This window comes from Rhodococcus sp. 1R11 (assembly GCF_004563845.1).
In the GTDB taxonomy this organism is placed as follows: domain Bacteria; phylum Actinomycetota; class Actinomycetes; order Mycobacteriales; family Mycobacteriaceae; genus Rhodococcoides.
In genome coordinates, this window is sequence record NZ_SPNG01000008.1 from 106,008 (window position 1) to 131,482 (window position 25,475).

Genomic DNA, 25,475 nt, shown 5'->3' on the forward strand with positions numbered 1-25,475 from the left:
CGCATCGCCCGGGCGGGCGATGATGGGTGGTGATGCGGAATTTCGACCGTTCGTCGTCTTATTCGTGCACTTCGACTGGCCGCCAGCCCTGGCTGGCTCGTCTACGTGAGATTCAATCGCAGGTAGTCTGGATGCAGCATGGGTATGCAACAATTTTGACGACGCGACTGCAGTTGAACTACACGAGCAGACAGGCTCGTTCTGTTCATTGCAGGTCTCGATCCAGGGCACCGAGAGCCTGCACCGGTACCGGTTTGACCGGGAGGTGCGCAGTGAAATGGCCGGCCTCGCGTGGTGACGTCCGGCGTTCGTTGGCTACCAGAGCACCGACCGTGCCTTCGCAGTAGCGACCCTGGCACGGACCCATTCCGCTGCGGCATTGGAGCTTCACTGCACTGGCAGTCGAGATGAACGGGTTGTCGCAGAGCGTGCGTTGCACCGTCTCGCAGGTGACGAGTTCGCAACGGCAGACCGTGGTTTCGGGGGTGGCGAGCTGTGCAAGGGCTTGGCGTTGGGGCTCGAACATCGACTGCACGACAGTGGAGAATCGAGATGCTCGTGTCACGGACGACTTCGCCTGCGCGAGAGTGGCGTTCGTGGGTGCGCGGGCGGCGGACAGTTCGCGGGCAATCGACAATCCGGCCAGGTGTCCTTCGGCGCGGGACTGTTCTGCGCCCGCGACTCCGGTGGGCTCGCCGGCGACGAAAATTCCGGGTGCGCTGGTGGCCATCCGCTCGTCGTGTGCCACCACCCATCCGCCTTTGGGCGAGTGCCACACCATCTCGCAGTCGGCTTGTCGCGCCAGTTCTGTCGACGGGGAAAATCCATACCCCAACACCAGGGTCGACGCCGCGCGTCGTCGGCGCTCGGTCGAGGCGTTCCACTGCATGTCCACCTTGGCCAATTCGACGGACTCGACGGTGCGATCGCCGAACGCTCCGGTGACGATGGTCTTGGTGCTGACGGTGACGCCGCGGGAGACGAGACGGACCAGTGCGCGGCTCGATTCGGCCAGTAGGGCTGTGTGTCCGGGAATGGCGCGCCGAGCCGCGATCAGCTCACGTGGGGCCGGTATACTGCGCGCGAAAGCGAGTTCGGACACTCTGGCCCCCTTCTTCACCAGCTGGTCGGCCACGATGATGAGCAGCGGGTGCGATCCTGCGAGTACGAGATCGTCGCTGGCCAGTACATGCTGGCTCTTGAGCAGGCTCTGCACGGCGCCGGCCGTCATGACGCCCGGCAGCGTCCAGCCGGGGAAGGCAACCGGCATATCGAAGGCACCGGTAGCGATGAGAATGCGCTGCACTGCTATGGCACCGTTGAGTGTCGGGCCTGCGACTGCGATCGAGAGCGACAACGAGGCTTCGTCACGGTCACGCAGGATCCCGTAGGCCGTGCTCGACGCCATGTGCGTTATGCCGGAATGGTTGTCGAAACGCTCGAGCAGGTCTGCAGCCCAGCCGTAGCCGGCGGTGGGCGCGAGTACCGAATCGGAGAACTCGATTGGAGGGCGACGAAAGATCTGTCCCCCGGCGCGGAGTTGTTCGTCTACCACGAGCACGCTCAGGCCCGCGTCGGCAGCAGAGAGTGCTGCACTCATGCCTGCAGGTCCGGCACCGACAACGGCGAGGTCGTATGTCATCAGAATCCCTTCGTAGGCTCGATGTTCATGCCCTCGCGGACCTGCGTGATGCACGCGCGCACCAGGGGAATGCCATCGATGACGACGGCGCAGTCGAAACAGGTGCCCATGTTGCAGAACGGTTGTCGGGGTTCGCCGGTTCTCGTGGTCCCGAATTCCTGTATTCCGGAAACGAGCAGTGCCGCTGCGAGAGTGTCGCCCTCGTTGCACGGCAGGGCTTTTCCGTCGAACGTGATGTGGACACTGTCACCACGCACGATCGGTAACTTACGGCTGGGAGACACCGACTCTTCTTTCGTAGCGATTCGGATCGTATGGTGTGAGGTCGATTCCGGGCGTGCGACCGAGGGCCAGTTCCGCCAGAACCTGCGCGAAGCTCGGACCGAGGGTGAACGCAGACCCCCCTGTTGCAACGAACACGCCGGGTGCTCCGGGGACCGGACCGACCAGCGGCAGCTGGTCCGGCGTCACCGTCGTGGTTCCGACCCACGTGCGCAGGGCCGGTAGCGACCCCACCCGTGGGACGACTTTCGTTGCAGCTCGTGCGTTTCCGGCTACCGAGGCGCGAAGAAGTTCGGGCCGGACCGAGAAGTCGGGAGATCCGTCCACTCCGGTGATGAGCCGGGCCGGCCACCCCCCGCCGATCAGTACGTTGCCTTCTGCGGACTGTTTGAGGGAAAGCCGTGCACCGGCGTGTTGTACGAGGTGCGGGATGAACTTCTCGGTCTTCGCGGTCACCGTCATGGTCAGTGCCAGGGCGACGGTAGGCAGGTGCGCGCCGATCATGTCGCCGATCTCCGTGGTCCACACACCGCTCGTGAGAATCACCGATTCGGTTGTGACGATGGATGTCCGGCGCTTGTCGTCGCTGTCCCGGTCCGTCAGGGATACCGACCATCTCGAGCCGCTTCGTCGCACATCGTCGACCGACGTACGGGTCCGCACTGTCGCGCCACACCGAATTGCTGCCCTGGCCATGGCGGGGCCTGCGGTACGAGTGTCCGCCTTGCCCTCCAGCGGACAGTACGAGGCAGCTACGACGGAGTCCGACAGGTACGGGGCCATCGCGTGAACCTGCGGGCCGTCGAGGAGTTGAACGTCGAGTCCCCACGATCGCTCGATGTCGGCTTTCGTCTCGAGCAACGACGCCTGGGCAGCATCTTCGGCCAGCATGAGGCCACCGTTCTGGACGACTCCGAGGGGTTCGCCGACCTCTTCGGCGAGCCTTGCCCACAGTCGCGCTGCCTCGAGATGCAGTGGCATCGCCTCCGCTGCTCGTTTGGCGGCGTCGATCCCTTTCTCGATCATCCGATACTCGAGCTGAAAGTGCAGACTGCCCGCATTCTGGCCGGAGGCGTGCTGGTTTATCTGGTCGCGCTCGACGAGGAGTACGTCCGCCCCGTCGCGCGCGAGCATCCACGCAACTGCACAACCGAGCAGCCCACCGCCGATGACGACAGCGTCGAATTGCTCTCTCATGTCAGCGGTGTCGTTTCGATACCCAGTCTTTCGAGTGTGGCGGCAACGATCGTCACTTCGTGCGCAGTCAGTTCGAGCAGGGGATCGCGAACGAATCCGGCGGGTACTCCCTGTAGACGAAGGGCGGTCTTCATGATTGCTTGCTGGTTGCCGAACTGCACCCCGTAATCGGGTGTGAACCAACTGTCCATGATCACTCGGTCGCGGGCACCGAGTTCCAGCGCACGTTCTCTGTCGCCGGCCGCGATCGCGCGCCAGAAATCCGGCTGGTCCGAGCCCAGCACTCCGCCGGACCCCATGAGCCCGTCGCCGTGCCCGAGCAGAGCCAGATCAGCGCCCAGGGCACTGGTCGGCATTCCGAAGTACCGCACAGATCCTTCGAGGGCATACATACCGGCGAGGAATCCGGCGAAGTTTCCTGTCGAGTTCTTGATCGCTACGACATTGTCGATATCGGCGAGCTCGAGGAGAATATCGGTGTCGAGATCGACGATGCATCCGCGCGGCCAGTTGTACACACAGATCGGAATATCGGTGGCGTCGGAGATATCGGAATAGAACTTCACGATCTCCCGACGGTTGGGTACGACATACGGCGGCGGGGTGACCAGAATGCCGTCCAGCCCAGCGTTTTCGGCGGCACGGGCGTGAGTGATCGCCTCCTGTTGTGTGAAGGCGTTGCAGGCACCGATGACCACCATGGTCTCACTTCGATGCTTACCTCCCTCCGCGAAGAGTTGTCGACGCTCGTCCGTACTCATCGAAAACCACTCACCGCTGGTGCCGGCGAGAATCACCCCGTTCATTCGCTGCTCGGTGAGCCAACCCATCTGAACGTCGAAGCCGGCCAGATCGAGCGCACCATCCCGGGTGAACGGTGTGGTGATCGCAGGTATGTACCCGGTCCATCCGACGGAATCTCTGTTCATCTCTACTCTCCAGATCGAATTGCAATGTTGTGCAGCAGGTTCAGGCAGTGAATCAGGGAACTTTGTCCGGTACGACGTAGTTGTGATCGGGTTCTTTCCCTGCCGCGCCGCCTTCACCCTCGAAGCGTCGGTGCCACCCGGTTCCCACTGCCACCAACATGACGACGGTCAACACCAACGGATAGAGCATGGCGAGGAATATCTCTGTGGTCGACAGGGCCGGTGCCGTGTCGTATCCACTGGTGAGGAGCGCGCCGATGAACAGGTAGGCGCTAGTAACCGGGACGATGCAGGCAATACCCATGGCAAAGCAATCCATCACTACGGCGCGGCGGTAGGGGTGCAATCCGACGCGAGATCCGATTTCGTCCGCCACCGGGCCGAACGTCAGCATCGCAGCCGAGTTCACACCCCCGAACAGCAGGGTCGTGACCGAAACACCAAGGCCGATGGCAATTTCTGCGCCGCGCGGGGTATCGGACAGACGTCCGCGGCTGATGGCCTCCACGAGTCGTTCCAGGACGCCCGCAGCTGTGAGTACACCCATGATGCCGAATACGGCGAAGACCAACGCAACTGTTCCGAGCATGTTGGTCACGCCGGCCGACAGGAATCCGGTCGGGACGCCGTCGGTGACCCCGATGATGTCGGACGGAACGATGAGCTGGGCAGCGAGCCCGGTCATGATGCCGGTGACGAGCCCGACGCTGACGGCCTTGAAGATGTTCCTGGTGCGCAGTGCCACCACCAGCATGATGGCGACCGGAATCAGCATCACCAGAGCTTTGGGGTCCTCGGTAGCCTTCAGGAGTTCGTGGGCACCGTCTGCGGTGTTGTGCTTGCGTGTCGAGGCGAGTACGAGGAATCCGACGGCGCTGATTGCCGCTGCTGTCAATGCGAAGCGGGCACGACTCGACACGACTCCGCCGATGTCGGCCGAACCTTCCTTGCGACGGAAACGCTGTGTGGATGCCGAGATGATCGTGGTGTCCGAGATCGGGGCGACGTTGTCTCCGAAGATGGCACCGGACACGATGGCACCCGCGAGGATGGCCGGGTCGGCTCCCAGCAGAACACCGGCCGGGTAGAAGATCGGGAAAGCGGTGAACATCGTGCCGATCGACGATCCGGTCGACATGGAAATGATTCCGACCGCGACGAATGCGAAGAGCGTGAACGTGCCGCTACCGATGCCCAAAGTGTCTGCGATCCAAACGAATCCGCCCGAGACGTTGGTGGCCTTGATGAGCGATGACATCATCCCGACGGTGAACAGAATCAACACGATCGACACCGACGTCGGGCTACCCACGCCCTTCATCACGGCGTCCCAATGGCTGCCGTACGGCTTGGCGAAAAGTGCGCCGATCAGAAGAGAGACGAATCCGCCCATTGCCAGAGCGGTCATGTCGAAAGCTTTGAACACGACGAAGAACAGAATGCAGAATGCGAGGAAAGCGGCGATGGGAACGAACGCCATCGCCCAGCCCCCTCTGAACTGTAGGCGGGTGTCTTGTGTCATTGGAGGTTCCCTCTCATCACGGCGTAGGCCGAGTGACTATGGTGCGCACACGTGTTCACTGATATCGACACGATCGGGGAATGCCGCCGAGTGCTCGCCTCGTGCCCGAGTGTGCAGGCGGTTTCACGGCCGAGCTGGCGTCCAACGCTCTCACGTCTACCTAAGCTGTGCACAGCGTGCCGGTCAGGCGAGGGAGTGTTGTTAGTGTATTCACACTGCAGCAATACCGCAATATGTGCAGTGAAATTGCACACCGGTCGCTGTGCGGCATTGGGATAGGGTTCAGACGTGATTGGAGACAAGCTTCGCGAACTCAGATCCGCGCATGGTATGACGCTCCGAGGCTTGGCCACGGAAACAGGGCTGTCGCCAACGCTTCTGAGTCAGGTCGAACGCGGAGTCACGGAGCCGAGCCTCAAGACCTTACGAGCGCTCGCTCGAGTGTTCGGACAATCCGTCTCCACGCTGTTCGAGGATCCGTTACCGGTTTCGGTGCACATAAGCCGCCCGGGGCAGCGATCAAAGATCAGTACGCCCGTGGGCCACATCCAGTACGAGCGACTTACCCCGGGAAATGGGCAACTCGAAGTATTGCGGGGCAGACTGAACCCGGGCGGACGGTCCAGTGATGAACCGTGGTCCCATCCTGCAGTGGAATGCGCCTACGTCGTCGAAGGCGAACTTACGGTAACGGTCAACGACCAACGACATTCCGTCGTTCGTGGTGAGGCGATCACCATCGATTCGAACCAGCCGCACCTGTACAGCAACTATTCGAATGACCCGGTGGAATTCGTACTCTCGGTGAGCCCGCCAACGCCGTAAGTCATTCGAAACCGTTCTGCTACATCCAATTTCGCTGGTAGATCCGACGGGTACGCCGTTGTCGGAAAAACCGTCGCACCGACGTCGATCAACGCTGCGGCGGCGTCGCCCAGTGCCGCATCTCGCCCACATCGTCGAGCGTCCCGCGGTCGCCCGCGGGCACCGTAGCCTCGCGCGGTGGGGCGATGTCGAGCCCGGGCGATGTAACCGCCGACGAATCGACCAACTCGTCGTCCGAGCGCGGAAAGTGCGGGAAGTGGTGTATCTCCGCGTTGTTGCCCGTCGCGATCGGAGGACCGGATCGGCGCACGCCACGAAAACGTAGCCGGGTCTCCGTGTCGAGAGCTAAATTGGCATGCCAGGCAACGCATTTCCATCTTGATTGTCGAACCGATTTGCGTAGTACTCGGTTGAGGTCTCGAGGTCCTTGGGGCACTGTCGCGGCGACGGTATCCCGGACGGTGATGGCACACGTACTGATATCGATCCTCAGAGGCGAGCTACAGCCGTACCGGGCTGACGGATGCAGTGATCCGCGGGATCTGGACCGTCCGATCTTCAGCCGCAGATTCTCGTTGAGGGGAGTGCCGCCGACAGCGCCACCCTGAAGTCCACTCGGCGAGGCACCCGCATCTCCTCGCGCGGGCAGCGACTACGCCGACGATGACTGGCGCGACATCCTCCGGCTCGACATGCCGAGGCCTTGACTTAGAATAAAGCCTAGCCTAACCTAATTTATGTGTCGGCGAACGCCGATCCAATTGCGGAGGTTTTGTCAGATGAGCGTGATGCCAAAAGTGCAACGCCCGAAGAGCCGGCGGATGACTATGTTGACGGTAACCCGCAACGTCGAGATCAGCCCGAGCTTCAGGAGGGTCACTGTGGGAGGCGACGGCCTGGCCGACCTGGACTACCTCGGGTTCGATCAGGTTGTTCGCTTCTTCTTTCCGCGGGATGGTCAGATGCAGCTGCAAATGCCGACAGTGTCGAATGATGCATGGATGGCGCAGTTTCTCCTCCAGCCCAAGTCGCGGCGTCCATGGGTACGCAACTACACCATCCGGCGTTTCAGGCCCGACGCCTCGGAAATCGACATCGACTTCGTACGTCACGGAGACGTCAGCCCGGCGGCGAAGTGGGCCGAGTACGCGCAGCCGGGCGATCCGGTAGGAATCTTCGACGAGGGCATCACCTATTTACCGCCATCGGACGCTCGGTGGCATTTGCTGGCTGGCGAGGAAAGTGCTGTACCGGCCATTTTGTCTATCCTCGAGTGTGCTCATGATGATCTGCACACCGAGGTGTTCCTCGAAGTTCCTCTAGCGTCCGACATTCCCGAGACGGTGTCTGCCCCGCGGTCCACGCGTATCAACTGGATCGTTCGTGACAACCCGAGCGAAGTACCCGGGACGCAGTTGCTGCGCGAAATCAAGGATTCGACCCTTCCTTCAGGGAGTTTTTACACGTGGGTTGCCGGTGAACACAAGCTGCCGACTGGACTGCGACGGCATCTTGTCAACGATCGAGGAATTCCTAAGTCCGACATCACTTTCGGTGGATATTGGCGGTACGGCAAAAGCAGCCCGGGCTGATTCGACCGCGAACAGGACGGTCGGCGTGAAGAGGTGTCCGAAGGGCGGAAGCGCCAGGTCCAAGGATCGTTTTCTAGGGCAAGACTGTCAATTTGTGACGCTCAGCGAACAGGCACGCTTCGATGTCGGACACTTCGGGTCCCTGGTCTTGGACGATTCGACAGACCAGCGCAACCGGAGCGTGTCCGCCTGCTACAACCGCGCTGAGCGCACGTTCGTAGACAGTGTGCGTGTGTTCCTTCAGGTCTCTACGACAGCGCACGGGTAGGACATGCCCTGGACGGCGGAGATCGTCCGCGGTGGTGCCAGAATCGGCGAGGGTTCGGAGTGTGTGCGCACGATCGATAGCCGATATTCCGGTGCCCACACCGACTGCGTCGACTGCGACTGTGAAACAGAGACCACTGCGCTCACTGTCGAAGATGGGTTGATCAGGAATGCGCAACCGGTCGAGGTCCTCGGAGTACATGGCCGCGTGTATGAGCCCGGACGAGTAACGCACTGCCATGGCCACGTCCCTGGCGGTAACTGCCTCGGCAGCGCTGAACAGCACCGCGCCCTCGGAATCCAGCATGACGGATAGACCTGAAACGTAACCTTCGTTCGTTCGATGCATTGTGCCGCGTTTCAAAGTAGTAGCGCTCATGTCGAAGTTCCTGTCCGATGTCGGGATGCCTGGTTGCATCGACGGTTCGTGGTCTTGTGGAAATCGGCGCTACGGGTTGCGGCTGACCGCACCACCTTGCGGGCTGAGAAGACCCGCTCCGCGAGCGCAGGGAATCGCTGGATGGTGTGCTGGGGGTTAGGTAAGCGTGGTTATAAGGCTGGACTGGCCGGGGCGTCGGTCACATCCACGATGACGAGCGATAGGTCCGTACTTGCCGACTGGTGTGCCTTCGAGTGCCATGACTCTTGTTCCGATCACTGGTTCCGCCCACCCTGCAAGTCTCGTTCGACGAAAGCCGGACTCGCGCGGCGGGCTATCATGTGAGTTTATAGCGTCTTCGGAACGGGCGTCTACCGATAAGAAAATAAAGTTGAGGCCGGGTCCCGATGCCGACCGGGTGCGAATGGCGTCAACCGACCGGGAGCATCGGCAGCGAGCCGGGAAGACTGTCAGGGCTCAGTCACGCGTGACGAGTTTCTCGCACGGCGGGCTCGCGACGTCATGCACCGGTTATTGACGCTGAGCGCAGCTCGGTATGCATCGGTGGATGTGTGCAGTCTGCGATGAATCTCGCATCGTGAGCTCGCGAAATTTAGGTACCGAGTAGGGTGAAATGCAACTTGGACTCTCGCTCGGTGGGGTGTGGGCCAGCCTGCAAGGTCATAGTATTTCGTACTAGCGACGGACGCGACAGCGGCACTATGGCGGGTGGTGTGGAGATTTTCGCTGGCATCCGCCGCCTACCCAGCGAAGATCGAGTGGTCCGAATTGCGCTGTAGTTCGGGAATCACAAGAGAAGACGACTTACAGTGGCGACGCGAACCATGCCGAAGGCAGGGTGTCACTCAGCAAGCGATCCTTTTCCGTGGACCACATTGAAGGCATGCTTGTGCGCGAGTGGGTTGAGCAACTCGTTGAGTTGGTCGAACAATGCTCCTGCCGCCTCGCCGTTCCAAGCAGGGGGGAGTAGCGAAAGTGGAATGCCTGGATCGCGGTACGGCAGTCGGCGCCATTGAGTGAGCATGGGTACGTAGATCTGGAACGCGTCACATGGCGTAATGCTCGAAGACTTTGCCTGATACAACACCGGGCGGTAGACCTCGAGGAAATCCGCATACAAGGAAGTCAGTTCGTCGAGATCCCACCAAACGCGAATTTTTGCGTGTAGGTCACCGAAGGCGATGTAGTTTCCGCTGAACATGTCCACGTATTCGGACAAGCCGCGGAGATCCAAGGTGTGTCGCGCTTCGCGTGCCATTGTGCCTGGGGCGATCCACACTCCAGGGGCTGCTGTCCCGAAACCCAAGCGTGTGAGATTGGAGCGAAGAGCGTGCCGCTTGTCTCGCTCGGACTCGGGAACAGAAAAGGCCACGACAACCCAACCGTCTTCCTCGGCCGCACGCTTCCGATGAAAGATTCGAACGTCGCCCTCGGCCAGAACTTCGAGCGTTGCTTCAGAAAGGGAGTATCCGGCGGCACCGTCGTTTCGTTCGGCACGTAAGACCCCGCGCCGCTTCAGCCGCGAGATCGAGGAACGCACGGCCTGGCCGTCCATGCCGAGGTCTCCCATCAGTGAAACCACGGAGGCAACGGAGAGCCAGTTGCCTTCGGAGCGCGCACACAGGCCGAAAATGGTGAGAATCAACTGCGCGAGACGCGTGTCGCGGCCAGCGCCAACACCCACCTGAACGTCCGCATCTTGCTTCATAGGATCACCATACGATACGGGTTTGCCTGATCCACGCTCTCCGAGCTTGGGGTTGGCATAAGGAGGTGTGCATAACGCGTGGTCAAGGCAACCTTTCTCTGAATGTATCGCCCAGTATACCGACGTTAACAACTCGATATACCGAGGTTGGAGCAGAACCGGTCCTCCAGCGGCCGCTCCATGGTCTGCAGTGGGATGTCTGCGTCGCTAGCTTGCGGCCGGAGAAAGGAAAGAGCCTGTCGCGGAGGCCTTCCCTACCGTGGTTCCGGACGATGCGTCGATGTGAGACACATTTCTGGCCCTAGGTATCTGGAAACACCGGCAAACCCGAACCATGAGAAGCGCTTTGAGCATAAATTCCGATGCTCGGTTCCAGGTCGAACGCTCATCGATAGCGACTGCGGCTTCTCGGCCCTCGTTCCACTGTGCGACCGAAGGGGCTCGAATCGGCGCTGGGCGTGTTCGACATTGCTCTGGGCGCAGCGTGGTTTTGTGACCGCCGGCCTGGTCCCCTCCGTGTGGTGTCACCGTTCCGCCGCTGTACGTTGCCGACTGTCGCACTCGTTGAAAGCTATTGCGGCCGAGTCGGATACAGGTGCGGCCTTGACTGATTCTTCGATAGAGAGGGTCGAAGTTGTTTCCGTCCAGGGTCGCAACATACCTCGGACTCCGAATCGGAGTATGTTGCGACGCCGGCTCATGGCAACCCCAATGTCTAACCAGCCCTAGACAATAGGCCAGCTGGGCTTCTGTTCCCGACCGAGTCGACCGAGCGAGGATGCCGCGGCAGCGTCGACATCGGCCACCAATGCGGGCAGATCCACGGACAGCAGTTTGCCTTCGTCCATCACCACACGGCCGTCGATGAGCACGGTCTCGACGTCGGATCCGCTCGAGGCGTAGACGAGGTCGTTGACCGGGTCCGCAAAACGATTCGGTGCGAATGTCAAACCGCTCGCATCGAACATGACCAGGTCTGCAGCTTTTCCCACCTCTATCGACCCTATGGTGTCTTCCCATCGTGCCGCTTTCGCGCCGTTGATGGTCGCCATTTCGAATACCGTTGTCGCAGGCATGATGGAAGGATCGGTACGCACGTCCTTGTGCGTGGCAGCCGCAAGGTACATGACGCGTACAAGGTCGAGGAACCGGCTGATGGCAGCTCCGTCTGTGCCCAGCGTCGTCAGGCCACCAGCAGCGACGAACTCCGGAATCGCGCCCTTGGAAATGTTGCCATGCGCACCGAGCATCGACGAGGACGGGCAGTGTGCGACAGAGGATGCGGATGCGGCAAGCCTCTGCACGTCTGCCTCCGGAATCCACCCCAGATGTCCGAGCACAATGCCGTGATCCAGGATGCCGCTCCGCTCGTAACGTGCGAGATCCGGAGCGTGCTCGGGAATTTCACCCAGCGGTTTACGCCCTATGTAGTGTCCGACGATGCCCGTGTTGTTCGCTCGCGCGTGCTCCACGACACCAGCGAGCAACTCGTCGGTCACTGACAGGGGATGATCCAAGTCGTAGAAGACTTTGAGCCTGCCGTCCGCGGCGCCGTCGAATCGGGCGAACAGCTCATCGGCGTGAGCTAGATTCTCACTCGCGGACAGGACTTTCCGTTCGAACGGACCGGGGAGATCGCTCATCTGCGGGGCCAGGACCCCGCGGATACCTATCGCAGCGGCTGCGGCCGCGGTCTGCTCGGTCTGCGGGCCACCGGCATCGATGAAGGTTGTCGTACCGTGTCGGATCATCTCGGCGAAAGTCGCCATCGACGCGACGTACGCCTCGTCGGGTCGAAGATCGTCCTCGTGCGGCATAAGCGTTCGGGTAAGCCGCTCGATGGCCGGCAGCTCGTCGATCGTCCCGCGAATCAGGTACGCACCCGCCGGGTGAGAATGACTGTCGACCAGGCCTGGAGTAAGAATGCCGTTCGGCCGGTCGATCAACCGAGCGGGTGTGAACTGGGCAAGCACGTCCGCTCGCTTGCCAACTGCGACAATCTTCGCGCCTGCGACGGCGACTGCGCCTCCGAGGATGATCTGCCGACTGGGGTCCACCGTGATCACCGCACCAGCGGCGAGGACCAGGTCCACGGTTTGCTGCTGCCCCTGGGCTACGGGCGTCTGAATGCTTGTCATCGTGTTGTTCCTCAATGTTGCAACGTATGGATTGCTGGAAATGCGGTGCACTGCAGTAGGCATACTTCGGACGTGCGCGATTGGATTCTGACCCACCGGCAATACGGGATGAGTTCTGCCAGAGTGTGCTACGTAGGTGGCGGGCGCGTGTATTCCCTTCGGGTAGCAGGGTCCGAACGCTCGAGAACTGGCCGCTCGCAGGTCCTCACCCGGTCGATGCCTGTCAACATGCGCGACACAGCTCCTATTGGAAAGTATCGCGTGTATCGGCCGTCCGTCAAGGATGCGTTGCTCGATGGCCAGCACGATCGCTGTGGCTTCAGTTGCATTGGGAGCAACGCTGATTTACAGGTTCGTAACGACCGATGTGGGGGGTGTCCCGACTATGTTCGTTCACTGGTGTGGTAAGCGCGCACGATAACGCCCTTGACCTGCCCGACGTGGGCGATTTACGCGTGACGTGGGTCTGATCGGCCGGTGCGAATGGAGAAGCCGATCTGTTGACGAAACCGCAAACTGCTACTACTCTCGCGGTTGTGTGACGAGCGATACTAGTTCGACATACTCAAGGATTGGACAGTGCATCTCCGGCACGACGGATAGCGCCCCAGGCGTCTTCTGGCAGACGATCGACCAGGCTGTTTCGGTCAGAGCGCTCACCTGTCCATCACTCAATCAGAGAGGACAGCGCCAAGTGGCGAAAACAATCGAGACCGGGATCTTTCTACCGGTTGGCAATCACGGCTGGATTCACTCTGCCAACTCACCCGCTATCGAGGACGGCAGCTTCGGCCGAGTGCTCGATATCACGCGGCGTGCAGAGCTACGAGGTTTCGATTTCGCCCTGAGCCCGGCGATCTGGCGCGGCCGAAAAGGCCCGACGAACCACTGGATGCACGCTCTGGAATCGATAACCACGTCGGCTGCCTTACTTCAGGCCACCGAACGAATCAAGGTTTTCGCCACCACACACATGGTCGTATACCCGCCTGCGACAATCGCAAAGATGGTGGCGACGCTCGACCAGATCGGACCTGGCCGAGTGGGGCTCAATCTTGTGACCGGGGCCAGCTACCTCGATATGTCCCATGTTGGTCTGTGGAACGACGACCTCGACCACGACAAGAGATACGACCTCGGAGACGAGTGGATTTCCTTGGTGAAGCAGTTCTGGACTGACGAGATCATCGATTTCAAGGGTGAATTCTTCGAAACGGACAACGGCCACATGGGCCCGAAACCCTCCAAGATGCCCGAACTCGTCAACGCAGGGTCGTCCGACCGTGGATTCCGTTTCGCCGCTGAGAACTGCGATATTGCGTTCACTCTGGCCAACGACGAACCGAAGTACTTGAAGACCGTTCGTCGGACCAAAGATGCTGCTCGTGAGCTTGGCAGAACCGATCTCAAGACCTATGGATCGATCACCCTCGTGCCCGCGGAAACAGACGCGCTCGCCGAGGCTCGCGTCAAGCATTTCAATGATGGTGTGGACAGTGAAGCGGTCTTCGATATCATCGCCGGATACGCGCAGAACAAGGATGCCGCAAAGACAGGAGCCAACTCCAAGTTCTTCACGGAGGGCGCTCCTCCGCAGGCGCTGATGGACGGCTACATGTCCGGGTCGTACGACACCCTCGCCGAGCGCTTGGCGACCATTGTCAATGACGGCGACCTCGACGGCATCATGCTGATTGTTCCCGACTACACGAAAGATCTCGACGCAGTCACGGATCACATTTTCCCGAAGCTTGCCGAGTACGGCGTGCTGACCCGCGTCACTCCCAACGAGTGACTGCAGCGTCGAATCGGTTGTACTCGTTGTGCATCGACGCGGTCGTTACCCATTCTGATCTGCGCCGAATCTAGTTCGACGCTAACAGGTTCACGACAAGCCAATGCAGGATTGTCTGCGAAGGTCGCGACTGCGAATTCGTGGAACTCGCTACCAAAGCCGTGACAGCTCCTGTAGTCGTTGCAGCACAACTGGTTTGAAGCTTTCCTGTGCGGCGGACTTCATGTCCCGCTCGCGGGGGTGGCCACACCGAACGTCATGGCCATCCCCGCCGCAACGGAAGAGCCGCGGCGGGGCACTCGGCGAGATTTTCGGCTAAATTGCCATCTGTCTCTTTCTCGAACCGGATTTCCGCCGCCCTGGCCGGACGCAACACTGCGCCACCCTGCGTACGTGGCAGCGCATGCTTCCAACCGGAATTCCGTCTTCAGAGACTCGGGTCAGCAGTAGCGGAAGCAGTCACGCGGGACGCAAGGGGAGGGCACGGCGTGACCGGTCGTCGTCTGATGGGCGAAATTGCTCGGTTATCGTCCAGACCTCCGTTTCTGGCCCTCGCACGTATGAAGACAGACGAAAAGCGTTTGCACGATTGCTCGTGATACGCGATCCCACTGATATTTAGGAGTTCACCGTGCTCGAAGATCACGACGGTGATGTGCGCAAGCTGAAGGAAGCATTCGGTGCCTTCGCAAGCGGTGTCACCACGATTTGCGCAAATCAGGACGGAGCGCCGATCGGTATTTCGGCCAGCTCCTTCGTTGCTGTGTCGATCGACCCGCCACTGGTGTCGGTCTGCGTCCAACGCACCTCGACGACGTGGCCCACTCTGGCGACGTCCCCGAGGCTTGGAGTTTCCGTCCTCGGTGTCGGCCAATCGGCAGCGTGTCGGCAGATTGCCGCACGCGATGGTGACCGCTTCGCGGGTCTCGAGCTCAGCACCACCGACGACGGAGCTGTGTTCCTGGTCGGCGCTGCAGCATGGTTGGACTGTTCGGTGCACGAAATCGTCCCCGCCGGCGATCATGAATTGGTTCTCCTGGCCGTACACGCACTGCGCACGAACCTCGATATCGCGCCACTTGTCTTCCACGGGAGTGGTTTCCACGCGCTATCCGCAGTCGGGGAGTGATCCGGGTACCGCGTTCAGGCCACTGAGCGGTGCAGGTCGAGTCGACCTTCAATACCCGGAGAGTGGCACCAGGCGGTTCAACGGTCTGGGCCGCGGTACAGCCGACGAGCTTTGACTGTTCGTAGAACCGGAAGCTGAAACTCCTATCGTAAGGATTGATAATGAATGTGACAGTGGTGGTGGGCAACCCCAAGCATGGATCGCATACCCGTCGGGCAGCTGAGATGCTGGCTGAACAGCTGTCGGGCAACACGGCCGACGAGACCATCGAATTGTCCGAGTTGGGGCCGAAACTCCTTGGCTGGGGCGATTCCGATGTCGCCGACAACGTGGATCGAACAGCCTCGTCACAGCTGGTAATCTTCGCCAGCCCCACCTTCAAGGCAACGTACAGCGGTTTGATGAAACTGTTCCTCGAGCAGTTCGCCGGAGGCACGGGTCTCGCGCACGTTGTGGCGGTTCCGCTCATGCTCGGTGGAGGTCCGACACACGCACTCGCGCCCGAGCTGACTTTGCGACCTGTACTCGCCGAACTCGGTGCCACCTGCACGTCAGGCCTTTATCTGCTGGACTCGTCCTTCGGCGACGGTGTCGCGATCGGTGAATACGCAGATCGCTGGCGACCTTTGGTACAGGCTCTGACTCGAGGAAATTGACGCATCGACGGAATTGCTCGAACGTATGTCGATCGGCGTTCGAGCAATTCGGTCGTCGCGTTCTCGTGAAAACGAACAGTTATGGGGATCATTGTGTGACGGTCTGCGCAGTGGTTGTGCAGTCGACGCAACGGTTCTCGGGACTTGGGTAACCAAACGAAGACTGTGTTTCAGCGGAACAGGTCAGGGACACGCATTCCGCGCAAAATGTGCTCTTCCCAAATCCGCACGACTGCTTCTGGTTCTCCGGTTCGAACGGCGGCCTGCAATGCTGTTCGTAAAGAAACGTGGCGATCGAGAGCGATCGGGCTGACCAGATCGTGGTTGAAATCTGCGGCTATCAGCGCGAGACGTATCTGATCGGACAGTTCCGCGTACCGATTACTGAGACGCGGCATGCCGGCAAGATCGACTACCGCTGAATGGAATTCGCGGTCTGCTTCGGCGATCTCCGAGGGCGTCGCTTCGGCGTCGCGAAACCTGTCGATCGCTTTGTCCAACGACTCTACATTTGTGCGGTTCTTGACGATTGAACGGACAGCAATAATCTCGTCAGCAACTCGAAGTGAAGCGAGTTCAGGAATGTCGGTGGCAGCCAACTCTGAGATCCGGTACGAGCGATTAGCGGCCTTTCTGACAAGTCCTGCCTGCTCGAGCATCCTGAGCGCTTCACGGACCGGAGACCGGCTGATGCCCATCTGTGAAGCGAGCACTGAATCTCTCAACGGTGCTCCGGGTGCGAAGTCTCCTGCTACGATTCGCTTTCGAATCTGCCGCTGGGCCTCGTCGACCAGCGACAGCACGTTGATGCTGTCGAAGTTTCGATTGTCGGCGGACATGACGCAACTATAAACCTTCCGATTTTTGTGCCATCGGAGCAGTTGCAGTTTGGACCTGGCCCGACGACCCTGTGGTCCGCACCTCTGCGGACCACAGACGGTCGGCTAGCGGTTCACAGCAAGTGGCGAGTTCACCGCGTACGTGGGGGGCCGACCCTGCAACACACTTCGCACATCATGCAGCGCCTTCATCTTGGTCTCTGCGAACGACTCTGCGCTGAAATGCGCGGAGTGCGGAGTCAGAATCACGCGTTCGAGCGACCTGAGTCGATTGGTTGCGTCCAGAGGGCCGCTGTCGCCGACAAACGCATCCAGGCCTGCGCCCGCGATCTGCCCCGACTCGATCGCAGCCGCCAGGGCTGTTTCGTCCACGAGGCCCCCACGCGAGACGTTCACAAGGATGGATCCGCGGGGCATTCGGGCTATTTCTGCTTCGCCTATTATATTCGCTGTCACCGATGTCAAGGGTACGTGCAAAGACAGAATGTCAGATGTTGCTATGAGCTCATCGAACGTCACCAAGTCGATGCCCTGCTCGAGTGCTGACTCCTCAGTGAGTGCGGGATCGAATGCCTTGACCTGAAACCCGATAGCTCGGGCCATTGTCGCCACCCGTCGTCCTATTCTGCCGACGCCGAGTAGGCCGAATACTTGGTCGTCGGGTCGGCGGGTTCCGAAGGCCAACGACAGGTGTGCCGATCCATTCTCGTGCATTGCTCTGTCCAGCGTGGTTATCCGCCGCGACAGGTTGAGCGCAAGCGCAATTGTGTGAACAGCAACCTCACGGTAGTTGGCGTCTGGAACGTTACTGACCCACACTCCCGCTGCGCTCGCCGCTGCGATGTCGACCACGTCGAGTCCGATCCCGAACCGGGTGACGACTTGGAGTCGAGGCAGTGCGCGCAGCACCTCCGAACTGATCGGCTCGGCAACTACGATCAAGGCGTCAGCATCGGTGGCACCCGCAATGAGTTCATGTTCGGTCGTCAAGTTGCGTGCCTCGAACTCGATGCCCGCCGAACCGAGTATGTCGGCCGCCTCGGCTTCCAAAGGAACGGCCAGGCTGGTCATGATGACTTTGGGCATGTTCACGCCACCGTCGCCGAAGTTGCAGACTTGACACGGTCCCACATGTCCCATTCAGCTGCAACGCCGGACGAAATCCACGGCAGATCCCCTCCTATCAGGAGAACTCGGCTTCCTCTCCTGGTGTAGAAGTCGACATCGCGTTCGCTGAAGCAGAATGCACCTGTAGCTATCCCGCGATCGGTCGCGGCTTCGATAACCTTCTCGATCGCGTTGGTGTGCTCGGGCCCACCGGGCGCTACTCCCATAGAAAGTGCAAGGTCGAAAGGCCCAATTACCACGGCGTCCAGGTCGGGAACACTTGCAATCTCGTCGATCGCGTCAACCGCAGCCGCATTTTCTATCTGCACAATGACCAGAGTGCTTGCGTTGGCTCGGGCTGTGTACTCACTGCTTGCGAGTGAGTACCCGTACTGGCTACCTCGACCTGGTCCAGCCCCTCGTTTTCCCGATGGAGCGAAACGAGCTCGCTGGACAACGTCGGCGACCTCTTCTGCAGTCTCGAGTCGGGGGACGACAACCCCCGACGCTCCGAGATCCAAAACGCGACCAATGTAGTGGCCGGCCTCGGGAACGCGCACGATAGTCGGTTTGTTATGCACGTCGGCTGCTCGAACGAGCGACTCTATCTGTTCGATAGATAGAGCTGAGTGCTCAGCATCCAGGCAGAGTACATCGAATGGGCTCATTGCGGCGATCTCGACAACCGAGGGGGCCGTTGATAAAATCGTGGTGCCGATCAGTGGACGATCGGCAATGTGTCGACGCAATTCATGTAGTGGCACTTGAGTTCTCCTTGTTTTTCGATTTACTTGTTGTGGTGAGTTGGGGAAATTGGAACAAGGCCTCGGTAAGCGGGAGTTTCCGCCGCGTCTTCGGCCGTAATTATCGGACGCGCAATCATCGTTCCGGTAATCGTCATCAGTTGTGCGACGATCAGCATGCCGGCGACGAGCCAGGGCGAACCGTTCAGTGCGAGAACAAGTGCGCTAGCAACAAGCGGTGTCGGCCCGGCGATGAAGCCGCCTTGCAGTTCTCGTGAAGAGGTGAGACCGGACGCTCGATACTCGGGCTTGAAAAGAGTGGGTAGTACAACGGTCTGAGTCGTGGTCCCGGTCGCCCACCCGACTGCCCAGAGAATGACGCTTGCCAGTACTATCAATGCCAAATTCCCGGTGCCCAAGAGTAGGAAGTAAGGGAACGCAAAAATTATTCCGCCGATCGCCCCTGCCAATAGTATCGACTTGGAGCCGAATCGGTCGGAAAGCTTCCCCCACAACAAAATGAACACCATTCCGGTGGAGATCATTGCAAGGTTGGTCAACAGGGCCTCGCTCGGCCGTAGACCGATCTGGGTCGTTAGGTAACTGATTCCGAAAGTTGTTGCAACAAATCCGGTTACGTTGAGCCCGGATGGGATCAAGAATCCCCCTGCAAAGTTTCGTGGACTCGCACGAAATGAGTAGATCATCGCAAGGAATGGGTTGCTACGTGCCGCGCTTGTATTTCCGACCCTACGCGACTCCTGGACCTTCTCGAACTCCGGTGTTTCTCCAATTCCGCTCCGCAGAACGATGCCGACGATTGTCAGTATTGATCCTAATAGAAACGGCAATCTCCATCCCCAGTCGAGGAAAGATTCCGAAGATAGAACTGCACTAAGAGTCGTAAACAGAACAAGCGCGAGTAGGTTTCCTGCCATAGATCCGAACATCAAGAAAGACGAATGGAACCCCTTCTTTTTCGGTAGCGTGGACTCGCTTACGTAGATCATCGCAGTGGCCAATTCGGCACCAGCGCCAGCGCCTTGTACCAGTCGAAAGACAACCAGGAGTATGGGTGCCCAGAGGCCGATCACTGAGAATGGCGGCAGCAATCCTATTGCTGTGGTCGCTACGCCCATAAGAAGAATCGAGATGACCATTACGGGGCGGCGACCCCACTTGTCAGCTGCAGCACCGAAAATGATACCCCCCAGTGGGCGGGCGATAAATCCCACAGCGAATGTGCCGAAGGCGGCTAGCTGGGCCAGCGAACCTATATCCGGGGGGAAGAACAGGGGTGCAATGACCAGGCCCGCAACGAAGGCGTAGAGGCCGTACTCGTACCACTCGATGAAGGTGCCCGCCGTTGCGGCAGCGACCGCGCGCCGAGTTCGTTGCTGAGGATCATCCGTGACGTGCTGCAGCGATAGTTCGCTCATGAAGCTTCCTTCAGTTGAGGTGTGCTTGAAAGCACCATAATGAATACTGTCGACAGTTTCAAGACCTGCGAGTGTCCAGATCTCCGAGGTCTGGACCATCGCGGTCGTGATGCGGCCCCACCGCCCGGCCGCTGGCACGTCGCGCTCCCGCATCGTGCTCACCGTGCAGATGCTGCGCACACCGATGGCCCCTGACCCGGAGTTGTTGCATCCCGGCACGACTCGGTACAGGACGCAGACCGACTGGAAGTCGTTGGGAATGAAGCTCGGTGCGTTCTTGGCCTTCACTGTCCTACTGGTGACGGTCGGGTGGATCCTGTCCGCCGCCATGCTCTTCTGGTTCGTCGCGAGGGCGATGGGTAGCCCGCGGCCGGCCATGGATCTCGGTATCGCACTGGTGTTCTCGAGTGCGGTTCAAGCATTCTTCTCGGCAAGTCTCGACCTGAACCTCCCGGCCGGAATTCTGGAAGGAATCTTCTGATGGAGAGCCTCGACCTTCTGATGGGCGGATTCGCCCAAGCCCTGACCCCGATGAACCTGCTCTGGGTGTTCATCGGTGCATTCCTCGGTACCGCCGTGGGCGTACTCCCCGGACTCGGATCGGCGATGGCGGTAGCGCTACTACTTCCGGTCACTTTCACCCTCGACCCCACCGGTGCCTTCATCATTTTCGTGGGGGTGTACTTCGGCGGACTCTTCGGAGACTCCACCATGGGGATCCTGATGAACAACCCAGGCGGATCGACAGCCATTGCGACCACATTCGAGGGCCACCGCATGGCGAAACGTGGTCGTGCCCCACAAGCGCTGGCCACATCGGCAATCGGTGCGTTCATGGGTGGTCTGATTGCCACGACATTGGTGGTGTTCTTTGCGTCCTCACTTGCGGACCTCGCGGTCAACTTCGGACCGGCGGAGTACTTCGCCTTGGCAATATTCGCATTCATGGCGGTGGCGTCGGTCGTCTCGAAATCGGTGACCAAAGGCCTCGCTGCACTACTGATCGGACTTGCCTTCGCTGTCGTCGGTATCGACGGTATATCCGGAACTCATCGGTTCACACTCGGCGTACCCGAATTGTTCGACGGCGTCAGCATCATCGTCATGACCGTTAAAGTTCTGGCCCTCGGCGAGGTCTTCTACGTCGCGTCGAGGATTCATCGGACCAAGGCCCCCGAGACGGGCACTGTCACAGGTCGGCCGTTCCTGTCCCGCGGTGAATTCAAAGAAGCGTTGCCGGCGTGGTTGCGCGGCAACGGTTTCGGTGTTCCGTTCGGTGTCATTCCCGTCGGCGGAGCCGAGGTACCCACCTTCATGGCCTACTGCGCCGAGAGACGACTCGACCGTAGGCGCAATGTGCCGCAATTCAGCAAAGGTGCCATTCGTGGTGTCGCGGCACCAGAGGCAGCGGGCAACGCAACCTCGGGCACCGCGATGGGCGCACTGCTTGCCATGGGTCTGCCAACCTCGGCCACCGCCGCGATCATGCTCGCAGCATTTCAGCAGTACGGCCTGCAACCAGGGCCTCTGCTGTTCGAGCGCAACGCCGACCTCGTCTGGGCACTGCTCGCCAGCCTATTCGTCGGGTTGGTGATGCTGCTCATCCTCAACGTGCCGTTCGCCCCGATCTGGGCAAAGGTGCTACTGATTCCGCGGCCATACCTTTACGTAGGTATCACCGTGTTCTGCGCGCTGGGTGTCTACGCCACATCAGCCGCAGTGACCGACCTGTTACTCTGTTCGGAATTGGATTTGTCGGATCCTGATGCGGCGCTACGGGTTTCCATTCGCGCCCGCGATGATCGGAGTCGTCCTCGGTCCGCTGGCCGAGACCAGCCTGCGCAACGCGACGATGTCGAGCGGTGTCGACGCATCCATTCTCGTCGCCGGCCCCATCACCTGGGTGCTCTACGGAGTCCTCGCGATCGTGCTGCTGTACACAGCGGCCAATCGTGTCCGCACTCGTACTCGGGTGGACACGTAACCCAGTCCTATCGACACGCGGGCCCCGACTCGCGGTGTGGATCGGGTCCGACCTGGCGATATTGCGCCGGTGAAGGAGTGAGCAGATGAAATATGCCCGCATCGAGACAGGTAGAGACGTGAAGTAGGCGGCGCGCGTGGACAACATGTTCGTGTGCTCGACGGCAGTCCCTACGAGGGTGGGGAGTCGGTGGGCATCGAACTGTCGGCAGAGGAGGTACGGCTAGCGGCCCCGGTCACGCCGTCCAAGATCTTCTGTGTCGGTAGAAACTACGCTGCCGAACCGAAATGGGATACGAGCACGACGGGTCGCCGTCTGTCTTCATGAAGGGCCCGTCGGCGATCATCGGGCATGGCGACAATATAGTGCTGCCACCGACAGACATGAGTACTCACGTCGAGCACGAAGCGGAACTGGCGTTCATCATCGGCAAGACCACACGATTCGTCTAGGCTGCCGAGGCGACCGGCTACATCTTCGGCTATACGTGTGCCAATGTCGTCAGTGCGCGGGATCTGCAACGAAGCGATCCCCAGCTCACTCGCGGCAAGGGTTCGACACCTTCTGCCCGCGGCCCGTGGATCGAGACCGAACTCGACCTCGATGTCGGAGTCCGGTTGAGCTGCAACGTCAACGGTCAACTGAGACAGGACGCGTCGACACGATCGACATCGACATATCCGGGATCGGAACATTGACCAACGGAGTGATAGCTGGCTGACGCCCCCGAGCGAGCTGGCGGGTACCTGACTGCCGTCCTCGACCACGACACACAACGTCTGGTGCGGGTGCGTCGAATACTGTCATACTTCCCATATATCGGTCAGAAAAGCCAGATCTGTGGACGATGCGGTAATTACGCGTACGCCGCAGGAACCTATCGCTCGACAGCGGAATTGGCGGCGCGCTGAGTGTTTCGATCCCTCTGTTCACCTTCATCGTCGCCGTTCTGGTACTACGAACTGAACGGTTCAAGGGGTACATAGCCCTCGGTCTCGGCGACGGGGTGATGGGCGTCGTCGTGCTCGCTCAACCGTGGGCAGCGGAAAACAACAATGTCTCCGGTGTGCTGTTCACGATGCTCGGATCGGCAGGTCTAGGGCCGTCTTTCAGATACACACGTCGGTTCATCAGCCCGCTCGACATTCCTGCGGGTGCGTCGGCGATCTGCCGGATGGCCTCGCAGCCGTCGTATTGGCTTTGTTCACCGATCTCGATGGCATCACGGATATCGCCTGCGACTTCGGGGCATTGATTGCAGTAGCGGTCGGCCTCGGTTCCGCGGTAACAGGATTTGCGTTCATCCTGTTTCATATCGCCGTATCAGGACTCGGAGCCGTCACCGCCTCGAGTGCCTCGTACATGCCGCCGGTCGTCGCGACGATCATCGGCGTCGGATTTCTGCATGAACCGGCGACGCTTGCCAATTTATCAGGCTTGGTTCTGATCCTCATCGCTGCCGTGGCTGTCCAACTACCGGCTCGCCGGGCAGCGTCGAGGAACATACTGCGTGACCCTAAAACTCGCTAATTCCCGCGGGCGATCCAGTCGGCGAGGTGGGGTGATTCGGTGCCGATTGTGGTGGCATCGCCGTGTCCAGTCAGAACGGTGGTGTCCTCGGGGAGGGCGAAGAGTCGGTCGCGGATGGATCCGATGATGGTGGGGAAGTCGGAATACGACCGCCCGGTGGCACCGGGGCCACCGGAGAAGAGGGTGTCCCCGGAGAACAGGACACCGGCCTCGGGGAGGTGCAGGCACACCGATCCGGGGGAGTGCCCGGGGGTGTGGACGACCTGAATGTCTGTGCCGGCGATGGCGATTCGTTGGTGGTCGTCGAGGCTCCAATGGGTGGTGTCGGGGTGGGTTTGTTTCCACAGAACATCGTCGCCGGGGTGCAGCAAAATGGGGGCGTGGAGTTCGTGTGCGAGTTCGGGGGCGACGGTGATGTGGTCGTTGTGTCCGTGGGTGCAGATCACGGCGTTGACGTGTCGGCCGGCGACTGCGTCGATGATCGGGGCGGCGGTGTGGGCGGCGTCGATGACGACGACGTCGGTGTCGTCACCGACGAGATAGATGTTGTTCTGCACCTCCCATTCGCCTCCGTCGAGGGTGAATACTCCTGAGGTGATGACTCGTTCGATGCGTAGTCCGTCTGCGTCGGTGAGTGTTTCGATGGTCATAGGACGACGACCGAACGCAGGACCGTGCCGTCGTGCATGGCGGTGAACGCGGCCTCGATGTCGTCGAGGTCGATGCGTTCGGTGACGAACTTCTCGAGCGGTAGACGGCCTTGCATGTACAGGTCGACGAGGGTGGGGAAGTCGCGTTCGGGGAGGCAGTCGCCGTACCACGAGGACTTCAATGATCCTCCGTGGGAAAAGAAATCGAGCAGTGGCATGTCGATTCGCATGTCGGGGGTGGGGACGCCGACGAGGACGACGGTGCCGGCGAGGTCGCGGCTGTAGAAGGCTTGTTTCCATGTTTCGGGGTGTCCGACGGCGTCGATGACGACGTCGGCTCCGTGGCCGCCGGTGAGGTCTTTGACGGCGTCGATCGGTGCGGTGTGGGAGGCGTTGACAGTGTGGGTGGCGCCGAGTTCTTTCGCCCAGGCGAGTTTGGTGTCGTCGCGGTCGATGGCGATGATGGTCGATGCGCCGGCGAGGGCTGCTCCGGCGATGGCGGCGTCTCCGACTCCTCCGCAGCCGATGACGGCGACGGAGTCTCCGCGCGAGATGTTGCCGGTGTTGACTGCTGCTCCGAGGCCGGCCATGATTCCGCAGCCGAGGAGTCCGACGACGGCGGGGTCGGCGGTCGGGTCGACTCGGGTGCATTGGCCTTCGTGGACGAGGGTTTTGTCGGCGAAGGAGCCGATTCCGAGGGCGGGGGTGAGTTCGGTGCCGTCGGTGAGGGTCATTTTCTGTGAGGCGTTGTGGGTGTCGAAGCAGTACCAGGGTCGGCCTCGTTTGCAGGCGCGGCATTCTCCGCAGACGGCGCGCCAGTTGAGGACGACGAAGTCGCCGACGGAAACGTGGGTGACGGCGTCGCCGATGGTGTCGACGATGCCGGCGGCTTCGTGGCCGAGCAGGAATGGGAATTCGTTGTTGATGCCGCCGTCGCGGTAGGTGAGGTCGGTGTGGCAGACCCCGCAGGCCTGGATCTTGACGATGACGTCGTGGGGGCCGGGGTCGGGGATGACGATGTCGACGAGTTCGACTTCGGCGTCCTTGGACCGGGCGATGACACCTTTGCAGGTGGTGCTCATGAATCTCCTTGTGCGGTGA

21 protein-coding genes and 2 pseudogenes are annotated in these 25,475 nt (G+C 60.5%); 8 read left to right on the forward strand and 15 right to left on the reverse strand.

Annotated features, from left to right (window positions below; genetic code table 11):
• Window positions 1–205: 205 nt before the first annotated feature.
• From E4P29_RS15575 to E4P29_RS15605, 6 genes are all read right to left on the reverse strand, one after another.
• Window positions 206–1,642 carry an FAD-dependent oxidoreductase gene (locus E4P29_RS15575; RefSeq protein ID WP_135046110.1) on the reverse strand — a complete coding sequence of 479 codons (1,437 nt, stop codon included), beginning with the start codon at window positions 1,640–1,642 and terminating at the stop codon, window positions 206–208.
• Window positions 1,642–1,899, reverse strand: coding sequence for a (2Fe-2S)-binding protein (locus E4P29_RS15580; RefSeq protein ID WP_209205421.1), 258 nt, complete (start codon window positions 1,897–1,899; stop codon window positions 1,642–1,644). Before E4P29_RS15580 ends, E4P29_RS15575 begins: the two co-directional genes overlap by 1 nt.
• Window positions 1,900–1,909: 10 nt before the next feature.
• Window positions 1,910–3,121, reverse strand: coding sequence for an FAD-binding oxidoreductase (locus tag E4P29_RS15585; protein ID WP_135046112.1), 1,212 nt, complete (start codon window positions 3,119–3,121; stop codon window positions 1,910–1,912).
• Window positions 3,118–4,050 carry a dihydrodipicolinate synthase family protein gene (locus E4P29_RS15590; protein WP_135046114.1) on the reverse strand — a complete coding sequence of 311 codons (933 nt, stop codon included), beginning with the start codon at window positions 4,048–4,050 and terminating at the stop codon, window positions 3,118–3,120. The genes E4P29_RS15585 and E4P29_RS15590 overlap by 4 nt, the downstream gene beginning before the upstream one ends.
• Before the next feature lie 52 nt (window positions 4,051–4,102).
• Window positions 4,103–5,572, reverse strand: a complete 1,470-nt coding sequence (locus E4P29_RS15595; RefSeq protein ID WP_135046116.1) for a Na+/H+ antiporter NhaC family protein — start codon at window positions 5,570–5,572, stop codon at window positions 4,103–4,105.
• Between the two features lie 913 nt (window positions 5,573–6,485).
• Window positions 6,486–6,707 carry a hypothetical protein gene (locus E4P29_RS15605; protein ID WP_135046120.1) on the reverse strand — a complete coding sequence of 74 codons (222 nt, stop codon included), beginning with the start codon at window positions 6,705–6,707 and terminating at the stop codon, window positions 6,486–6,488.
• Window positions 6,708–7,176: 469 nt separating this feature from the next.
• On the opposite strand from E4P29_RS15605, the gene E4P29_RS15610 reads away from it, so the two are divergent.
• Window positions 7,177–7,989: a siderophore-interacting protein gene (locus tag E4P29_RS15610; protein ID WP_209205422.1), complete on the forward strand. Its 813-nt coding sequence runs from the start codon at window positions 7,177–7,179 to the stop codon at window positions 7,987–7,989.
• A gap of 73 nt (window positions 7,990–8,062) precedes the next feature.
• Here E4P29_RS15610 and E4P29_RS15615 read toward each other — a convergent pair whose 3' ends face one another.
• From E4P29_RS15615 to E4P29_RS15625, 3 genes are all read right to left on the reverse strand, one after another.
• Window positions 8,063–8,563: a 3,4-dihydroxy-2-butanone-4-phosphate synthase gene (locus E4P29_RS15615; RefSeq protein WP_245154354.1), complete on the reverse strand. Its 501-nt coding sequence runs from the start codon at window positions 8,561–8,563 to the stop codon at window positions 8,063–8,065.
• Between the two features lie 934 nt (window positions 8,564–9,497).
• A complete protein-coding gene (locus E4P29_RS15620) occupies window positions 9,498–10,364 on the reverse strand; it encodes a PaaX family transcriptional regulator C-terminal domain-containing protein (protein WP_135046122.1) in 867 nt (288 codons plus the stop codon).
• A gap of 725 nt (window positions 10,365–11,089) precedes the next feature.
• The gene (locus E4P29_RS15625; RefSeq protein WP_167735501.1) at window positions 11,090–12,502 is read right to left on the reverse strand and encodes an amidohydrolase family protein; all 1,413 of its coding nucleotides are present in this window, start codon (window positions 12,500–12,502) and stop codon (window positions 11,090–11,092) included.
• Window positions 12,503–12,962: 460 nt separating this feature from the next.
• On the opposite strand from E4P29_RS15625, the gene E4P29_RS15630 reads away from it, so the two are divergent.
• The 3 genes from E4P29_RS15630 (at window position 12,963) to E4P29_RS15640 (ending at window position 16,082) form a co-directional block, all read left to right on the forward strand.
• Window positions 12,963–14,297: an LLM class flavin-dependent oxidoreductase gene (locus E4P29_RS15630; RefSeq protein WP_209205423.1), complete on the forward strand. Its 1,335-nt coding sequence runs from the start codon at window positions 12,963–12,965 to the stop codon at window positions 14,295–14,297.
• 631 nt (window positions 14,298–14,928) lie between these two features.
• The gene (locus E4P29_RS15635; RefSeq protein WP_135046126.1) at window positions 14,929–15,426 is read left to right on the forward strand and encodes a flavin reductase family protein; all 498 of its coding nucleotides are present in this window, start codon (window positions 14,929–14,931) and stop codon (window positions 15,424–15,426) included.
• Between the two features lie 161 nt (window positions 15,427–15,587).
• On the forward strand, window positions 15,588–16,082 hold the full coding sequence (locus tag E4P29_RS15640) for an NAD(P)H-dependent oxidoreductase (RefSeq protein ID WP_135046128.1): 495 nt from the start codon (window positions 15,588–15,590) through the stop codon (window positions 16,080–16,082).
• Between the two features lie 170 nt (window positions 16,083–16,252).
• On the opposite strand, the gene E4P29_RS15645 is transcribed toward E4P29_RS15640, so the two are convergent.
• The 4 genes from E4P29_RS15645 to E4P29_RS15660 form a co-directional block, all read right to left on the reverse strand.
• The gene (locus E4P29_RS15645) at window positions 16,253–16,921 is read right to left on the reverse strand and encodes a GntR family transcriptional regulator (protein WP_135046130.1); all 669 of its coding nucleotides are present in this window, start codon (window positions 16,919–16,921) and stop codon (window positions 16,253–16,255) included.
• Window positions 16,922–17,026: 105 nt separating this feature from the next.
• On the reverse strand, window positions 17,027–18,007 hold the full coding sequence (locus E4P29_RS15650; RefSeq protein WP_167735502.1) for a C-terminal binding protein: 981 nt from the start codon (window positions 18,005–18,007) through the stop codon (window positions 17,027–17,029).
• 2 nt (window positions 18,008–18,009) lie between these two features.
• Window positions 18,010–18,792 carry an aldolase/citrate lyase family protein gene (locus E4P29_RS15655; protein WP_280634546.1) on the reverse strand — a complete coding sequence of 261 codons (783 nt, stop codon included), beginning with the start codon at window positions 18,790–18,792 and terminating at the stop codon, window positions 18,010–18,012.
• Between the two features lie 23 nt (window positions 18,793–18,815).
• Window positions 18,816–20,210 (reverse strand): MFS transporter, encoded by a 1,395-nt coding sequence (locus E4P29_RS15660; RefSeq protein WP_167735503.1) that lies wholly within the window; start codon window positions 20,208–20,210, stop codon window positions 18,816–18,818.
• A gap of 109 nt (window positions 20,211–20,319) precedes the next feature.
• On the opposite strand from E4P29_RS15660, the gene E4P29_RS15665 reads away from it, so the two are divergent.
• From E4P29_RS15665 to E4P29_RS15685, 4 genes and pseudogenes are all read left to right on the forward strand, one after another.
• The gene (locus E4P29_RS15665) at window positions 20,320–20,691 is read left to right on the forward strand and encodes a tripartite tricarboxylate transporter TctB family protein (RefSeq protein WP_135046271.1); all 372 of its coding nucleotides are present in this window, start codon (window positions 20,320–20,322) and stop codon (window positions 20,689–20,691) included.
• Window positions 20,691–22,194, forward strand: a pseudogene (locus tag E4P29_RS15670) (tripartite tricarboxylate transporter permease). The gene E4P29_RS15665 and the pseudogene E4P29_RS15670 overlap by 1 nt, the downstream one beginning before the upstream one ends.
• Before the next feature lie 287 nt (window positions 22,195–22,481).
• Window positions 22,482–22,892 (forward strand): annotated as a pseudogene (locus E4P29_RS26370) (fumarylacetoacetate hydrolase family protein).
• A 337-nt stretch (window positions 22,893–23,229) separates the two neighbouring features.
• Complete coding sequence (locus E4P29_RS15685) at window positions 23,230–23,724, forward strand: DMT family transporter (RefSeq protein ID WP_135046140.1); 495 nt, start codon at window positions 23,230–23,232, stop codon at window positions 23,722–23,724.
• Here E4P29_RS15685 and E4P29_RS15690 read toward each other — a convergent pair.
• Window positions 23,721–24,374, reverse strand: coding sequence for an MBL fold metallo-hydrolase (locus E4P29_RS15690; protein ID WP_135046142.1), 654 nt, complete (start codon window positions 24,372–24,374; stop codon window positions 23,721–23,723). The two genes, E4P29_RS15685 and E4P29_RS15690, sit on opposite strands and share 4 nt — an antisense overlap.
• Window positions 24,371–25,456, reverse strand: coding sequence for an S-(hydroxymethyl)mycothiol dehydrogenase (locus E4P29_RS15695; RefSeq protein WP_135046144.1), 1,086 nt, complete (start codon window positions 25,454–25,456; stop codon window positions 24,371–24,373). The genes E4P29_RS15690 and E4P29_RS15695 overlap by 4 nt, the downstream gene beginning before the upstream one ends.
• Window positions 25,457–25,475 lie beyond the last annotated feature (19 nt).

Bases quoted from the DNA above. Each gene is read 5' to 3' on its own strand.
- E4P29_RS15575 (WP_135046110.1), bottom strand. From the start codon at position 1,642: ATGACATACGACCTCGCCGTTGTCGGTGCCGGACCTGCAGGCATGAGT.
- E4P29_RS15585 (WP_135046112.1), bottom strand. From the start codon at position 3,121: ATGAGAGAGCAATTCGACGCTGTCGTCATCGGCGGTGGGCTGCTCGGT.
- E4P29_RS15590 (WP_135046114.1), bottom strand. From the start codon at position 4,050: ATGAACAGAGATTCCGTCGGATGGACCGGGTACATACCTGCGATCACC.
- E4P29_RS15595 (WP_135046116.1), bottom strand. From the start codon at position 5,572: ATGACACAAGACACCCGCCTACAGTTCAGAGGGGGCTGGGCGATGGCG.
- E4P29_RS15610 (WP_209205422.1), top strand. From the start codon at position 7,177: ATGAGCGTGATGCCAAAAGTGCAACGCCCGAAGAGCCGGCGGATGACT.
- E4P29_RS15615 (WP_245154354.1), bottom strand. From the start codon at position 8,563: ATGCTGGATTCCGAGGGCGCGGTGCTGTTCAGCGCTGCCGAGGCAGTT.
- E4P29_RS15620 (WP_135046122.1), bottom strand. From the start codon at position 10,364: ATGAAGCAAGATGCGGACGTTCAGGTGGGTGTTGGCGCTGGCCGCGAC.
- E4P29_RS15625 (WP_167735501.1), bottom strand. From the start codon at position 12,502: ATGACAAGCATTCAGACGCCCGTAGCCCAGGGGCAGCAGCAAACCGTG.
- E4P29_RS15640 (WP_135046128.1), top strand. From the start codon at position 15,588: ATGAATGTGACAGTGGTGGTGGGCAACCCCAAGCATGGATCGCATACC.
- E4P29_RS15645 (WP_135046130.1), bottom strand. From the start codon at position 16,921: ATGTCCGCCGACAATCGAAACTTCGACAGCATCAACGTGCTGTCGCTG.
- E4P29_RS15650 (WP_167735502.1), bottom strand. From the start codon at position 18,007: ATGCCCAAAGTCATCATGACCAGCCTGGCCGTTCCTTTGGAAGCCGAG.
- E4P29_RS15660 (WP_167735503.1), bottom strand. From the start codon at position 20,210: ATGAGCGAACTATCGCTGCAGCACGTCACGGATGATCCTCAGCAACGA.
- E4P29_RS15665 (WP_135046271.1), top strand. From the start codon at position 20,320: ATGCGGCCCCACCGCCCGGCCGCTGGCACGTCGCGCTCCCGCATCGTG.
- E4P29_RS15690 (WP_135046142.1), bottom strand. From the start codon at position 24,374: ATGACCATCGAAACACTCACCGACGCAGACGGACTACGCATCGAACGA.
- E4P29_RS15695 (WP_135046144.1), bottom strand. From the start codon at position 25,456: ATGAGCACCACCTGCAAAGGTGTCATCGCCCGGTCCAAGGACGCCGAA.